General features: G+C 69.9%; 16 protein-coding genes. 5 read left to right on the plus strand and 11 right to left on the minus strand.

Going from position 1 to position 14,613, the window contains the following annotated elements; all coding sequences use genetic code 11:
• Positions 1-57 precede the first annotated feature (57 nt).
• The 3 genes from C8D87_RS04315 to C8D87_RS04325 are packed head-to-tail and all read right to left on the minus strand — an operon-like array spanning position 58 to position 3,298.
• Positions 58-996 (minus strand): sporulation protein, encoded by a 939-nt coding sequence (locus C8D87_RS04315; RefSeq protein ID WP_112225608.1) that lies wholly within the window; start codon positions 994-996, stop codon positions 58-60.
• A gap of 29 nt (positions 997-1,025) precedes the next feature.
• On the minus strand, positions 1,026-2,057 hold the full coding sequence (locus C8D87_RS04320) for a hemolysin family protein (RefSeq protein WP_112225609.1): 1,032 nt from the start codon (positions 2,055-2,057) through the stop codon (positions 1,026-1,028).
• Positions 2,054-3,298: a hemolysin family protein gene (locus C8D87_RS04325; protein ID WP_112226260.1), complete on the minus strand. Its 1,245-nt coding sequence runs from the start codon at positions 3,296-3,298 to the stop codon at positions 2,054-2,056. The genes C8D87_RS04320 and C8D87_RS04325 overlap by 4 nt, the downstream gene beginning before the upstream one ends.
• A 103-nt stretch (positions 3,299-3,401) precedes the next feature.
• Between C8D87_RS04325 and C8D87_RS04330 the strand changes: the two genes are divergently transcribed.
• From C8D87_RS04330 to C8D87_RS04340, 3 genes are all read left to right on the plus strand, one after another.
• Positions 3,402-3,785 carry a MerR family transcriptional regulator gene (locus C8D87_RS04330; protein WP_109641342.1) on the plus strand — a complete coding sequence of 128 codons (384 nt, stop codon included), beginning with the start codon at positions 3,402-3,404 and terminating at the stop codon, positions 3,783-3,785.
• Between the two features lie 95 nt (positions 3,786-3,880).
• Positions 3,881-4,327 carry a Rieske (2Fe-2S) protein gene (locus tag C8D87_RS04335; protein ID WP_112225610.1) on the plus strand — a complete coding sequence of 149 codons (447 nt, stop codon included), beginning with the start codon at positions 3,881-3,883 and terminating at the stop codon, positions 4,325-4,327.
• A gap of 191 nt (positions 4,328-4,518) precedes the next feature.
• Positions 4,519-6,222, plus strand: a complete 1,704-nt coding sequence (locus C8D87_RS04340) for a dihydroxy-acid dehydratase (protein WP_112225611.1) — start codon at positions 4,519-4,521, stop codon at positions 6,220-6,222.
• Here the strand turns inward: C8D87_RS04340 and C8D87_RS04345 are convergent.
• From C8D87_RS04345 to C8D87_RS04380, 8 genes are all read right to left on the minus strand, one after another.
• Positions 6,203-7,774: a peptidoglycan-binding protein gene (locus C8D87_RS04345; protein ID WP_146771618.1), complete on the minus strand. Its 1,572-nt coding sequence runs from the start codon at positions 7,772-7,774 to the stop codon at positions 6,203-6,205. The two genes, C8D87_RS04340 and C8D87_RS04345, sit on opposite strands and share 20 nt — an antisense overlap.
• 19 nt (positions 7,775-7,793) lie before the next feature.
• Positions 7,794-8,153, minus strand: a complete 360-nt coding sequence (locus C8D87_RS04350) for a hypothetical protein (RefSeq protein WP_112225613.1) — start codon at positions 8,151-8,153, stop codon at positions 7,794-7,796.
• 110 nt (positions 8,154-8,263) lie between these two features.
• Positions 8,264-8,449: a zinc transporter Slc39a7 gene (locus tag C8D87_RS04355; protein ID WP_112225614.1), complete on the minus strand. Its 186-nt coding sequence runs from the start codon at positions 8,447-8,449 to the stop codon at positions 8,264-8,266.
• Positions 8,450-8,505: 56 nt separating this feature from the next.
• Entirely contained in the window at positions 8,506-9,030 is a 525-nt protein-coding gene (locus tag C8D87_RS04360) for a class F sortase (protein WP_112225615.1), read from the minus strand.
• A 1-nt stretch (position 9,031) separates the two neighbouring features.
• Positions 9,032-9,775, minus strand: coding sequence for a DUF4397 domain-containing protein (locus tag C8D87_RS04365; protein ID WP_109641349.1), 744 nt, complete (start codon positions 9,773-9,775; stop codon positions 9,032-9,034).
• Positions 9,776-9,818: 43 nt separating this feature from the next.
• Positions 9,819-10,682 carry a PfkB family carbohydrate kinase gene (locus tag C8D87_RS04370; protein WP_112225616.1) on the minus strand — a complete coding sequence of 288 codons (864 nt, stop codon included), beginning with the start codon at positions 10,680-10,682 and terminating at the stop codon, positions 9,819-9,821.
• A 34-nt stretch (positions 10,683-10,716) separates the two neighbouring features.
• Positions 10,717-11,466 carry a hypothetical protein gene (locus C8D87_RS04375; protein WP_112225617.1) on the minus strand — a complete coding sequence of 250 codons (750 nt, stop codon included), beginning with the start codon at positions 11,464-11,466 and terminating at the stop codon, positions 10,717-10,719.
• Between the two features lie 24 nt (positions 11,467-11,490).
• The gene (locus C8D87_RS04380) at positions 11,491-12,645 is read right to left on the minus strand and encodes a GAF domain-containing protein (RefSeq protein ID WP_112225618.1); all 1,155 of its coding nucleotides are present in this window, start codon (positions 12,643-12,645) and stop codon (positions 11,491-11,493) included.
• Between the two features lie 87 nt (positions 12,646-12,732).
• Here C8D87_RS04380 and adh point away from each other — a divergent pair, with 87 nt between their 5' ends.
• Both adh and C8D87_RS04390 read left to right on the plus strand, forming a co-directional pair.
• A complete protein-coding gene (adh, locus tag C8D87_RS04385; RefSeq protein ID WP_109641353.1) occupies positions 12,733-14,256 on the plus strand; it encodes an aldehyde dehydrogenase in 1,524 nt (507 codons plus the stop codon).
• Positions 14,256-14,606, plus strand: coding sequence for a DUF779 domain-containing protein (locus tag C8D87_RS04390; RefSeq protein ID WP_170166301.1), 351 nt, complete (start codon positions 14,256-14,258; stop codon positions 14,604-14,606). Before adh ends, C8D87_RS04390 begins: the two co-directional genes overlap by 1 nt.
• Positions 14,607-14,613: the final 7 nt, after the last annotated feature.

Below are 14,613 nucleotides of genomic sequence, written 5' to 3' on the forward strand. Positions count from 1 at the left end.
CCTCTGTTCCGATCCAGAGGATCCGTCGGTTTTGCCGACGTCAGGTGGAAAGACAGGTCATTCGCCGAAGTCGCCGAAGTCCTCGAACGCGTCGTCGATCATCTCGCCCATCACCATGCCGCCGACGACACCGGCGGCACCCGCCGCGACGACCGTGCCCATGCCCATGCCGCGACCGTGGTGACCGCCGTGGTGACCGTGCTGCTCGTAGCCGTGCATGGCGCCGCCACGCTCGGCGATCTGAGCCAGCCAGCCGTTGATGGACGACGCCCAGTCGGCCACCTGGGCCTCCTGGTGCGACAGCCGGAAGTGGCCGAACGCGTCACCGCCCGACGAGAACATCCCGCCGCGCTTGTCGGCTTCGAGGATCACGTACAGCTCGTGCGGTGAGGCCACGAACGTGAGCTCCACCTGCTGGATCCGGCCCGCGAACTGCGCCGGCGGGAAGAACTCGATCTCCTGGTAGAAGCCGAGCTCCTGCGGCACGCCGCGCAGCCGGCCCGCCTCGACGTCGGCGCTGCGGAACGAGAACCCGAGCTGCCCGAACGCGTTCAGCACCGCGTCCTGCGAGGGCAGCGGGTGCACCAGCACGGGGTCGAGGTCGCCCTTGTCCGGCGCGCCCGCGATGACCAGCTCGGTCCGCACGCCCACGGTCATGCCGGGCAGCTGCGCGCCGCCGACCGCCGTGATCGGAGTCTCCCACGGGATCGGCAGCTGGAACGGGATCGACACGAGCTGGCCGGCCGTGACCCGCACGTTCTGTTGCACGACGACGCGCAGGAACTCGGACACGCCACCGTACTCGTGGTCACCGTGCTCGACCTCGACTCGGGTGACGAGCGACAGCACGACCTGGCCGATCTCGGCGTCCGCGCTGCCGCCCTGGATGCGCACCTGCCCGGTGACGAGCTGGCCGGGCGCGGCGTGCGGCGAGTCCAGCACGGTGTCGACCGACGGGCCGCCGACGCCGAAGGCGCTGAGCATCCGTTTGAACATTGACGTTTCCTCTCGGAGGGAAACTCCGGTCAGCGGGCGCCGACCGGACGGGTGTCGGTTTCATCCTCGAAGTCGCCGATCAGCTCTTCGAGGAGGTCTTCCAAGGCGGCGATGCCCACGACCTCGCCGTCCTCGACCAGAGCCAGCTGGGCCCTGGAGTCGCGCATCTCGGTCACGGCCCTGGCCACCGGCATCGACGCGGGCAACGTCAGCACCGGGCCCATCAGCTCGCGCGCCGGAGGGTTCTCGCCTCGTGCGGTGGCCCGCATGGCCTCGCGGATGTGCACCAGGCCGACGTAACGGCCGCGCAGGTCGGTGACCGGGAAGCGCGACCGTCCACACTGGAGGCTGCGCCGCTCGATCGCCCTCGCCGTGGTGTGCAGGGTGACCGAGGAAACCCGGCCGATCGGCACCATCACCTCGCGCACGGTGGTCCGCTGCACCTGCAGCATCCGGGTCAGCAGCCGTTGCTGGCCCTCGGGGATGAGGCCGTGCTCGGCGGACTGCCGCAGCAGCATCCGCAGGTCGTCCGGCCGGTGCGCCTGCGCCAGCTCGTCCTGCGGCTCGACCTTCATCAGCCGCAGCAGGCCGTTCGTCACCGAGTTCAGTCCACTGAGGACCCAGCGGACCGAGCGGGCGAACGCGCGGAACGGCAGGGCCAGGATCAGCGCGGACCGTTCGGGGTGCGCGATGGCCCACGACTTCGGCGCCATCTCGCCCACGACCATGTGCAGGAACACCACCAGCACCAGGCTGATCGCGAACGCGACACCGTAGGCGAACGCGTCGGGAAGTCCGGTCCACATCAACGCCGGCTGCAGCAGATCGGCGACGGCCGGTTTGGCCAGCGCGCCGAGACCCAGCGTGCACAGCGTGATGCCGAGCTGGGCACCCGCGAGCATCAGCGACAGCTCACGCACGCCCGCCACGGCGGCGCGCGCCGCCCGTGACGTCTCGGCTGCCTGCTCCAGGCGGTGCCGCTTGGCCGCGATCAACGCGAACTCGGCGGCGACGAAGAAGCCGTTCAAAGCCAGCAGCACCAAGGAGATCACGATGCTCATCGGGACAGCACCACCGTGTCCGGCACGTTGCGCGCGACCGCGGTGACCACGAGCCGCACGCCGTCCATCTCGACCTCGTCGCCGGTCTCGGCCACGCGGCCCAGCTGGTGCAGCACCAGGCCGGACACCGTGTCGTACGCGTCGTCGGCGGGCAGTTCCACGCCGGTGACGTCCTCGACCTCGTCCAGCCTCATGCGGCCGGGCACGCGCCAGTCGGATCCGACCTTCTCGATCATGTCGGCGACCAGGTCGTCCTCGTCGTGGATCTCGCCGACCAGCTCCTCCGCCAGGTCCTCCAGCGAGATCACGCCCGCGAACCCGCCGAACTCGTCGACCACGCACGCGAGCTGGCGGCGTTCAGCCCGCAGCCGCTCCAGCACGGCGGGCAACGGCAGCGTCGCGGGCACCACCAGAGCGGGCGCGGCGATCTTCCCGATCGCGACCGCCGAACGCTCCTGCGGCGTCAGCGTCAGCACCTCGGACAGGCCGACGACACCGCGCAGGTCGTCGAGGTCCTCACCGACCACGGGGAATCGCGAGTTCCCGGTGTCCAGCAACGACACCACGCGCGCGGCGGGCTCGTCGAACCGCACGGTGTGGACGTTCACGCGCGGCGTCATCGCCTGCTCCGCGACGAGCTCGCGGAACCCGATGCCGTGCTCCAGCAGCCGCGTCAGCTCGGGGTCGAGGTGGCCCTGCTCCCCCGCGTCCTCGACGATCTGCTTGAGGTCCTCCGGCGTCGCGCCCTGCGGCAGTTCCTCGACCGGCTCGATGCCGATCGCACGCAGCAGGCGGTTCGCGGCCGCGTCGAAGAGCCGGATCACCGGTCCCGCGATCTTCAGGTAGGCGAGCGTCGACGCGCTCAGCGCGAGCGCCAGCCGTTCCGGCCGGGCGATCGCGAGGTTCTTCGGCAGCAGCTCACCGAGCACCATCTGCACGAACGTCGCGAAGACCAGCGCGATCACCATCGAGAACGGCACACCCAGACCGGTACCGAGCAGCGGCTCGGCCACGTATCCCACGAGCAGCGCCGTCACCGTGATGCCGAACTGGGCACCGGACAGCATGAACGAGAGCTTCTGAGTCACTCGGAGGGCGCGGTCCGCGGCCTTGGAACCGGCCTCGGCCAGCTGCTGCAGACGGCCGCGATCGACCGCCATGTAGGCGAACTCCTGAGCGACGAAATACCCCGTGGCGATCGTCAGCACCACGATGGCGAGCAAGCCGGACGCGATCAACACGTCGCACCCGGCCACGTACTACAGCCGTCTGCATCGGCTTCTTCAGGCATACTCCAACAGTAGCACGTAGCACTGTACGGTTTCCGGAAGGAGGTGGCCCGATTTGTCCGAATCGCTGCTGCGGATCGGCGAGCTGGCCGCCCGCGCCGGAGTCAGCATCCGCACCGTCGACTACTACACGACCCTCGGCCTGATCAGCCCCGCTCAGCGCACCGCGAGCAACTACCGCCTCTACCGCTGCGGCGACGTGGACCGCATCCACCTCGTGCAACGCCTGGAGGTCCACGGTCTGCCGCTCGAGGACATCGCGAAGGCGTTCACGGCCAAGCCCGCCGACACGGCCGCGCTGCTCGGCCAGATCGACACCGACCTGCGCACGCTGCAGGAAGCCGCCGACGCCGCGTCCCCGGAGATGCACGGCCTGCTGACGGTGATCGCGAACCGCGTCCATTCGCTCATCACCATCGCCCTCGAACTGCCTCTCTGACCGCCGAAATTTCGGGATTTGTCCTGGTCCCGCCCGTCACGACAAGGTGAACGAGCCGCCTCCGCCGCGTCCCACCCCCGGCAGGAAGTGAGCGCATGGAGTTCCCGGACCACCCCACCACCGTCAGCCGCCGCTGCTTCATCGGTGGCTGCGCCGCGGCCGCCACCGTGATCACCACCGGTACCGCCGCGGCGGCTGACACCGAAACTGACACCGGCGCCCAGCCGTGCGGCAAGCTCCCGCCCGGCACGGTCCTCGCGAAGAAGGCGGACGTGCCGCTCAACGGCGGTGTCGTCGTCTACTTCGACGACGAGACGTCCGTTGTCGTGGCACAGCCGAAGAAGGGCACGTACACGGCATTCGACGCCAAGTGCACCCACGCCGGCTGCATGTGCAGCGAGGTCGACAACAACCTGATCATCTGCTGGTGCCACGACAGCCGGTTCAGCTCCGTGGACGGCAAGCGCAGGTCCGGGCCGGCCAAGAAGCCGTTGCCGCAGATCAAGACGAAGATCAAGGGCGAGAACATCGTCGTGGCCTGACCTGCGCGGGCGGATCCGGAGAGTGGTGCTGTCCGGATCCGCCGCACGAGCAGGACTGGTCGGCTGAACTTCCAGGACGACGTGCTGTCGTTGCACGGTGACCCCGCCTACGCGTGCGTGGTCCACCGTCACGGCAGTCCCCTCGACGAACGATCAAAGGCTACTGTCGAGACGTTCTGATAGGAGGTGCCGTGGGGCTGCGCAGCGAGCAGTGGTACGCAGGTCAGGACCGCAACGCCTACATCCACCGTGCCTGGATGCGCCGCGGCGCGCCAGACGACGCCTTCACCAGACCGCAGATCGCGATCGCCAACACCGCCTCCGACCTCACCCCGTGCAACGCGCACCTGAACGAAGTCGCCGCCTCCGTCTCGAACGGCGTGTACGAGGCAGGCGGCATCCCGCTCAACCTGCCCGTCGTGTCGCTCGGCGAGACCAACGTCCGCCCGACCGCGATGCTCTGGCGCAACATGGCGGCGATGGCCGCCGAGGAGATGCTGCGCGCCAACCCCGTCGACGGCGTGGTGCTGCTCGGCGGTTGTGACAAGACGATTCCCGCGCTGCTGATGGCCGCCGCGTCCGTCGACATCCCGGCGGTCGTGGTGCCCGGCGGCCCGATGCTGACCGGCACGTTCCGGGGCGTGCCCCTGGGCTGCGGCACGGACGTCTGGCGGCTGTCCGAGGAGGTCCGCGCCGGGACGCTGTCTCAGGAGGCGTTCAACCGCTCCGAGTCCGCGATGATCCGCAGCCGCGGCCACTGCAACACGATGGGCACCGCCTCGACCATGGCCCTGGTCGCGGAAGCGCTCGGCACCGTCGTCCCCGGCGTGGCGGGCACTCCGGCACCGGACAGCAGGCTTCTGGAAGCCTCACACGGCACCGGCCGCCTGATCGTCGAGCTGATCGAGAAGGGCCGCCGCCCCAGCACGTTCCTCTCGAAGGCCTCCTTCCACAACGCGATCGTCGCCCTGGCCGCGATCGGCGGCTCGACGAACGCCGTCGTCCACCTCCTCGCGATCGCCGGACGCCTCGGTGTCGACCTGACGCTGGACGACTTCGACCGCATCGGCTCCGGCGTTCCCCTGCTCGTGGACCTCCAGCCGGCGGGCCGGTTCCTGATGGAGGACTTCCACCACGCGGGCGGGCTTCTGGCCGTGCTGCGGGAAGTCCGCGACCTGCTGGACCCGGAAGGCCTGACGGTCACCGGACGGCCGCTCGTCGACCACCTCGACGACGCCCCGATCTGGGACCCCGAGGTCATCCGCAGCCGGTCTCAACCGATCATCGCCGAGGGCGGGATCGCGGTGCTGCGCGGCAACCTCGCCCCGTCCGGCGCGCTGGTCAAACCGGCCGCGGCGTCCCCGAACCTGTTGCAGCACCGCGGAAGGGCCGTGGTGTTCGACAGCATCGAGGACTTCCACGCCCGCATCGACGACCCCGATCTGGACGTGGACGCGGACTCCGTGCTGGTGCTGCGAGGCTGCGGACCGCGCGGCTATCCCGGCATGCCGGAGGTGTCGAACATGCCGCTGCCCAAGAAGCTCCTCGAACAGGGCGTGCGCGACATGGTCCGCGTCTGCGACGGACGCATGAGCGGCACCGCGTACGGCACGGTCGTCCTGCACGTGGCACCGGAAGCCGCGGCGGGAGGGCCGCTCGGACTGGTCCGCACCGGCGACGTCATCGTGCTGGACGTGGAGAACCGCCGGATCGACGTGGAGGCGCCGGACTTCCTCTCCCGCACGCCCAGCGAGGCGATGACGGCGGCGTTCGCGGCACCGAAGCGCGGCTGGGAGCGTCTCTACATCGACCACGTCCTGGGTGCCGACACCGGAGCCGACCTGGACTTCCTGGTCGGCTCCAGCGGCAGCGAGGTCACCCGCGAGTCGCACTGAGGCGATCTACGACCTGCGCCTCGTACAGCGACTCGGGCACCAGCGGCCCGGTCTTGATCTCGATGCTCCCCCACGGTCCGGGGAAGTACGGCTGCGACCGCCGCGTGCCCTCGTTGGACACGGCGTAGTTCTGCGCGGTCGGCGGCTTCTGGACGACGATCTCCTTGTTGTAGTCCCAGATCACCGAGTGGGCGGCGCCCCAGCCGTGCGACGTGCCGTAGTCGCCGCGGTTGATCAGCTTGGCCTGGTTGCCGCGGTTGCCGATCTCGCGGATGTTGTCGAACAGCAGGCCCTGGCTCCACCGCCGGTGCGCCTCGGCGTCCCCACCGTCCACAGTGGCCCGGTGCCACACGACGCCCGCCACCGAGTTCGCGCCGTTGCTGACGAAGGCGTGCCGCGCCTTGGACGCGTGCAGGCCGGTGAACAGGACCAGGTGCGAGTTGGTGTTGGCGGCGAAGTTGTACATGCGGCCGCCGGTGCGGATCGCGACCGGGTCCGTGGCCTGTGCGTCCTTCACCGTGATCCGCACGGATCGTTCGGTGACCACGCCCGCATGGCCGAAGTAGCGGGTCTTCACGTTGCGGACCCAGCTGTTGTCCGCGCCGAACACGCCGATGGCGTTCCACGCGTGGTTCTCGTCCTCGCCGCCCTTGGTCTCGATGTCGACCCGCAGACTTTCCACCCCGGACTCGGTGACGAGGTTGCGCGAGGTCACCCGCGCGACCGTGGAGATCGCGAGCGACCGGTCGAGGTGGTTGTAGATCGGTGCGTCGAACGTGAGCCGGCGCCCGTCGATCGCCCTGATCCGGCGCACCCAGTGGAGGTCCATGGACCCGGGCGTCCACTTCGCGTCCTGCACGACGCCGCCACCGCCGACCACGTCGATCCACTTCTTCGACGACGGGTGTCTGACGACCACCTCCTGGCCGGCCTTGAACCGCGAGGCGTCCGCCACCTCCAGGCTCAGGGACCCGACCTGCACGAACGGTGTGGTCACCTCGGTGGCGGCGCCGGTCGTCCACGGCGTCCTGGCGTCGCTGCCGAGCACGACCACGGTGCGCTGGTGCGGTGTGTCGCCGCAGCCGGACAACGTGGTGGTGTCACCGGATCCGCGCAGCACCACGCCGTTGTGCCTGATCCGCACGGTGCCGTGGATCTCGTACCGGCCGGCCGCGAGCTTCACCGCGCCGCGATGCCCGTTCGCGTCGGGCGTGCGGGCGCCGACCTGGTCGATCGCCCTTTGCAGGTGCGCGGTGTTGTCGCCGGTGACCGGGCTGATCGTGACCGCGTCCGGCACGGTGGGCAACGGCTTCTCGCCGTGGCGGTAACCGACGTAGCTGAAGTCCGGCACGCGGTTGCCCGCCTGGTCGGAGGCGTATTTCAGCTTGCCGTTCGTGCCGTACGAGACGTGCGCGGACGACCACTGGCCCGGCTGGTGCGCGGGCGGGTACTTGCCGCAGAACTCCTGCCAGCACGCCGGTGCCGCGTCTGCTGCCGGGGTAAGGCTGCCCAGAAGCACCAGCGTGGCGAGGACTTCGACCATTCGAGACACTTGCTCTGCTCCTGCCGCGTCAACGAGAAGGCGGCAGCGCGCAAGCCCAGCCCGTCAGACGGCGTCCAGGGACGGCCACCGATTTTTCGCCCCCGCCCAGAGGACGAACCCCCGCGACGAGCACCTCCAAGACGCCGTACACGCCGATCTGCACGTCCGCCCTCGCGCTTTCTTCGACCGGCAACGACACGACGTGCCCGATCCCCTTCGCGGCGAGCATCCCGAGGATGAAACCGAGCGCTCCCAGCCGGAGCCGCTGGACGAAGTCCGTCGTGAAGGTCATGCCGCCGCACCAGACGCCGAACGTGGCCAGGCCAGGGATGAGACCCCACTCCTCGAAGCCCTCGGGCAACGACACGTCCCAGCCCTCGAGGTGCACCGCGGCGATCGACGCCCGAAGGACAGTGCGAGCACGGCGGAAACCCGCAGCACGATCCTGGCGACCACGTGTCCCTCCCCCACGACAGCGGAAGGGGACTTCAACTCGTCTCAGCCGTGCGAGTGCTCGTGTTCCTCCAGGTGACCTGCGTCGTGGACGTGGGTGTGCGAGTGCGTTTCGCCGCCGTGCGTGTGGGTGTGTTCGTGCTCGACGTGGTCGTGCGCGTGCGACCCGTGCGGATGCGTGTGGGTCGTGTCGCCGTGGCTGTGCTCGTGGCTGTGGACACCATTGGTCATGCATCGGATGCTGGCACGGGCTCCGGCGGGCTGCAGTTGTTGCAACCTTCTGGCTGTCAGGTCTTCAGCACCGCTTCCACGATGACGTTGTCGCGGTAGCTGCCAGCGACGCGGTCGAAGTCGCCTCCGCAGGTCACCAGGCGCAGCTCGGACAGCGGTGTCGGGCCGTAGACGACGGCGGTCGGGAACGCGGTCTTCTCGGTCGAGTAGGTGTGGTTCACGACGAACGTGAGCTTGCTGCCGTCCTCGCGCTCCACCAGGACCTCGGCACCGGGCCGCAGCTCGGGCAGCCGGTAGAACACGCCGGGCCCGGTCTTCGAGTCGACGTGGCCCGCGATCACGGCGGGACCGGCGTCGCCCGGCGCGACACCCTTGGCGTACCAGCCGGCCTTGTCGGCCCGCGTCGGCGGCTCCAGCACGCCCGCCGAGTCCACCTTGAGAGCTTCCAGCGAGGTCTCGACGCCGATCGACGGGATCCGCACCGTCACCGGCTCCGGCACCTCGTCGGCGCCGGGGCCCTTGACGACGTAGATCAGCGTGACCACGATGGCCGCGCCCATCACGAGCTTGCCCTTGCTCATCTCAGCCGAACCGGAAGAGCCTGCCGCGCACCGAGAACATCGCGACGCCCACGATGAGCGCGATGACCAGCGCGGTCACCCAGTCCCAGCCACCCGCCATGCCGCCGAAGCCCGTCTCCTGGCCGCCGCCCGGCACAACCGCTGCGCCCTTCGCGTCGGTGCGCAGCTCGATGCGCAGCGCGCTGACCAGCAACGTGTAGACCGCGCCGGATTCGATCGTGGCCTCGAGCCGCGTGGAGTCCTTGCCGCGCGGCAGCACCTGCAGGGCGTTCGAGCCGGGCTGCAGGAGCGCATAGCCGGTCGTGGAGTTCGCCTGGACGTTGCGGTGCACGAACCCTCCGTCGCGCACCAGGTCCATCTCGGCGTCACCGGCGTTGATCACGCGCAGGCGGGCCTGGCCGCTGGGCGGCAGGCTGACGTCGTCCTCCAGCACCTTCATCGCCGAGGCGATGTCGATCACCGTGTACGCCCTGCCCGCGCCCGCCCGCACCCCCACGGACCTCAGCACCGGCGACCCCGGATCGGAGCCCGCGATCCTGAACTCGATGACGTGGTCGCCCTGCTCGACCCGGCGGTAGTCGTAGAGCTGGGCCTGGTCGAGGGTGCCGAGCCGGACGCCGTCCAGGGTGGCGTCGACACGGGCGTGGTCCGCCGAGAAGTGTCCGAGGCGCACGTACGTGCCTGTCGCGGCGTGCGCGGGAGCGGCAGAGAGCAGCAGGAGCACCACGACAGCGAGCACTCGCACGCAGACCTCCCCTCATCGGACGCAACAACGATAACGCTCCTGATCAGCATCCGGTGAGGTCCGGCCGTCCACCTGGGCGCGTGACGGTGTCCCCGGAGGCCTTCACCGCGAGCCTGGCGGCGTCCGCGGGCCCGTCCCCACGGCTGAGCGCGAAGGTCAGCGCCGCCACGAACGCGTCGCCGCCCCCGGTCGTGTCCACCACCTCGACGTCCCCCAGCGGCACCACGAGCTCACCGTCGTCCCACGCGAACACGTTGCCCACGTCGTCCACGGCGAACGCCACGAACCCAGGGCCGCGCTCCATCACCTCACGCGCCGCCAGCACCGCATCGTCCGCGGCGGTGATCTTCCGGCCGGACAGCAGCTCGGCCTCCTGGTGGTCGGCGCGCACCACGTCCGCACACGCCAGCAGTTCGTCTCGCAGCCGTTCCGGCGACCCGTCGAGAACGACGCGCCCCCGCGCAGCCCGTGCCGCCTTCAGCGCCACCTCCGGCGGCTGCTGCAGCTGCAGGACGACGGCCCCGGCCTGAGCCATCACGTCCGGGTCGATGTCGCTCTCGGTGAGCAGGACGCCGTCCGGGAGGTCTTCGAGGTACCGCCACCCGCCGGCCACCACGTCGACGATCAGCCCGGTCGCACAGTCCGGCCGCCGCACGACGGAGCCGGTGTCGATCCCGTCCGCCGCCGCCCGCGCGATCAGCCGCTCGCCGACGTCGTCGTCGCCGACCACGCCCACGAGCCGCACCGGCGCGCCGAGCTGGGCCAGGCCGACCGCGATGTTCGCGCCCTTGCCGCCGAGCATCTCGCGGCGCTCGCGAACCGGCGCCGTGCCACCTGGGCCCGGCACCTCGTCGACGACGAGGACCAGGTCCCGCGCTATCTGTCCCACCACGACGATCTCGTCCATCGCGGTGGAGTACCCCGAATCGCCGGACGAGACCTCAGCCCGGTGTGCACCGATCGGTGACGTCCTGTCCGTCCGGCAGCACCGCGAACAGGTCCACCGGCGTGCGCATCGACACCATCTCCGTGCGGTGCAAGCGTTTCAGGCGATCCCGGGCGACGACGACCTCCTGGCTGGAGGCGGTGAGCACGAGCACCGGCACGGCGCCCAGCTCGACGTGGGCGGCGACGCGGTGCGAGTTGCCGCGCCCGAACTTGAGCACCTTCCCGTACCGCACCAGGTAGAGCAGGTTCTCCTCGCCGCGCGAGTGCCTGAGCAGCGCCACCTCGCCGGTCTCCGCGTTGCGCCCCCAGGTCCCGTGGGACTTCGTGAGCCACCGGAAGCCGGTCCACGGCAGGCCGTGCACATCGGTCGCGAGCACGGTCCAGCCCGGCTGGAAGTACTTCGCGAGCCTGATCTTCACGGTCGTCGCGGCGATGAACTCCGAGTTCTCCCGCCAGGTTCCGTCGAGCTCGAGCCGGCGCGCGATCTTCTGCACGGCCGGGTCCGGCACCGACCTGTCGTCCAGGCACACCTGGCACCGCGTCCGCCAGCCGACGCCGCACGAGCGTGCGACACCGCACCAGCCGCACCGGTAGATCTGCACGGCGGCGCCACCTGGCCGGTCGTGCACCAGCTTCATCTGATCCGACACGACCCGCAGGCACGGCGCGCACAAGGCGCACCACGCGACCTCGGTGACCTCCTTGCGCGGCAACCTGGTCATGCAGTTGATGCACTGCTTCACTTCGCCCCTCCCCCGCAGGGAAGCCTATTCCAACGCCCTTCGCAGGCGCGAGGAGACAAGAGCGTGACGGGGATCGGTGACCGGGAGCATCAGGTGCAGCCGTTCGAGCACCTCGGCGTCCTCCGCGCTGTCCGCGAACGACAGCAGCGAGTCGACGTCTCCGGTGTCCAGCACGCCTCTTCGCACCGCGGCGGCGAGATCTGCCCGTTCCTCCCGCACGACCGGCGCGTCCGAACGGGGCAGCAGATCGCCGCTGTAGTGCCGGGTGGCCCGCCGCGCGTCGCCTGATCTCAGCGCCGTGCGCACGTCGAGGAAGTCGCCTCTGACCACCGCGTCCAGCCGGTACGGTCTGGTCAGCAGCACACCACCGAGCTGAGCGCGCAACCTGTGCAGCTCGGCGCGGACCGTGGTCGGGTTCCCGCGTTCACCGTAGAGCAGCAAGGCGAGTTGTTCGGCGGTGAGCCCCTTGGGATGCAACGCGAGCGCCGTCAGCACCTCCGCGTTGCGCAGCGTCAGGACCAGCGGCCGCCCGTCCAGGTCGGCGTGCGGCCCGCCGAGGAAGTTCAGCGTCAGCACGTGCTCGCGCCGCACCAGGTGCTGCCGCAGGTGGTGCTCGGCCAGCGTGGCGGCGGCCGACACGAGCTGCGCGACGGCCGGGTGCATGGTCCTGAGCGGCCCGCTCACGTCGACCACGCCCAGCAGCAGTCCGCTGTGGGGGTCGTGGACGGGGCTCGCCGCGCACGTCCAGCCGTGGTAGGTCCGCACGAGGTGCTCGCGCGAGTGCACCGTGACGGGTTTGCCGGTGGCGAGGGCCGTGCCCATCGCGTTGGTGCCGATGGCGTCCTCGCTCCAGCGCGACCCCTCGGTGAGGTGGACGCGTTCGGCCTTGTGCCGCACCCCGTTGTCGCCCTCGCACCACAGGATGTGCCCGCGGGTGTCGGTGACGATCATGATCGTGTCGTCCATCGACAGGGTGTGCCGCAGCAGCGGCACCGTCGTCGCCAGCGGGTGCGTGCCGCGCAGGTCCGCGATCTCGTCGGGCGCGTAGACCACCGGCGCCTCGTGCCGGTCGGGGTCGACGCGCGCCGCGAGGGACCGCCGCCACGACTCGGCGATCACCGGCCGCGTTGCTTCGCCGAGGTCCGTCACCACTCCAGGATGACGGGCCTTCTGCGCCAAGCCGTTACTCCTTTCGGATGCAACGTGCGTGAAACGTTGCACTACCTAGCGTCGCCGTCAGTTCGCAACGATGCGGGAGGCGAGACGATGGGCAAGTACGCGGCTCCAGGACAACCCGGCAGCGTGGTGACGTACCGCGACCGGTACGACCACTTCATCGGAGGCGAGCACGTGCCGCCCGCCAAGGGCGAGTACTTCGCCAACCCCACCCCGGTCACCGGTGAGGAGTTCACCGAGATCGCCCGCGGCACCGCGGAGGACGTCGACCGCGCGCTCGACGCGGCCCACGGCGCCGCCCGCGCGTGGGGCAGGACCTCCCCCGCCGACCGCGCCAACGTGCTCAACAAGGTCGCCGACCGCATCGAGGCCAACCTCGAGGCCCTGGCCGTCGCCGAGACGTGGGAGAACGGCAAGCCGATCCGCGAGACGCTGGCCGCCGACCTGCCGCTCGCGGTCGACCACTTCCGCTACTTCGCGGGCGTCATCCGCGCGCAGGAGGGCGGCATCTCGCAGATCGACGAAGACCTGGTGGCGTACCACTTCCAGGAGCCGCTCGGCGTCGTCGGCCAGATCATCCCGTGGAACTTCCCGTTGCTCATGGCGGTCTGGAAGCTCGCGCCGGCGCTCGCCGCGGGCAACGCGGTGGTCCTGAAGCCCGCCGAGCAGACGCCGGCGTCGATCCACGTGCTGATGGACCTGATCGCCGACCTGCTGCCACCGGGCGTCGTGAACGTGGTCAACGGTTTCGGCGTCGAGGCGGGCAAACCGCTGGCGTCCTCGCGGCGTGTGGCGAAGGTGGCGTTCACCGGCGAGACGACCACCGGCCGGTTGATCATGCAGTACGCCAGCGAGAACATCATCCCGGTCACGCTGGAGCTCGGCGGCAAGTCGCCGAACCTGTTCTTCTCCGACGTGGCGGCGCAGCGGGATGCCTTCTACGACAAGGCCCTCGAAGGCTTCACGATGTTCGCGCTGAACCAGGGTGAGGTCTGCACGTGCCCGTCGCGCGCGCTGATCCAGAGCGAGATCTACGACCAGTTCCTGGGCGACGCCCTGGAACGCACCCGCGCGATCAAGCAGGGCAACCCGCTCGACACCGAGACGATGATCGGCGCGCAGGCGTCCAACGACCAGCTCGAGAAGATCCTTTCGTACATCGACATCGGCAAGCAGGAGGGCGCCCGCGTGCTGACGGGCGGCGAGCGCGCGGATCTCGGCGGCGAGCTGTCCGGCGGCTACTACGTGACGCCGACCGTCTTCGAGGGCCACAACAAGATGCGGATCTTCCAGGAGGAGATCTTCGGCCCGGTCGTCGCCGTCACGTCGTTCTCCGACTACGACGACGCCCTGAAAACCGCGAACGACACCCTCTACGGCCTCGGCGCTGGCGTGTGGTCCCGCGACGGCTCCGTCGCCTACCGCGCGGGCCGCGACATCCAGGCGGGCCGCGTGTGGGTGAACAACTATCACGCCTACCCGGCACACGCGGCGTTCGGCGGCTACAAGCAGTCCGGCATCGGCCGCGAGAACCACCGAGTGATGCTCGACCACTACCAGCAGACCAAGAACCTGCTCGTCAGCTACTCCCCGAACGCCCTGGGCTTCTTCTGATGCCCCGCGTGGCACTGACCCGGGAGGCGGCGGACGTGCTCCGCCGCCTCCTGGCGGACCACGGCGACCTGATGTTCCACCAGTCCGGCGGCTGCTGCGACGGTTCCGCGCCCATGTGCTACCCCGCCGGGGAGTTCCGGACCGGTTCGTCGGACGTGCACCTCGGGGATCTCGCGGTGGACTCGTCGGTCGTTCCTGTGTGGATGTCCGCGGCGCAGTTCGAGTACTGGAGCCACACGCATCTGACGATCGACGTGGTGCCGGGTCGTGGGAGCGGGTTCTCCTTGGAGGCGCCACTTGGAATGCGTTTCTTGGTGCGTTCACGACTTCTTGATGAGGTTGAGCTCTAGCATTCCC

This window comes from Lentzea atacamensis (assembly GCF_003269295.1).
Taxonomy (GTDB): domain Bacteria; phylum Actinomycetota; class Actinomycetes; order Mycobacteriales; family Pseudonocardiaceae; genus Lentzea; species Lentzea atacamensis.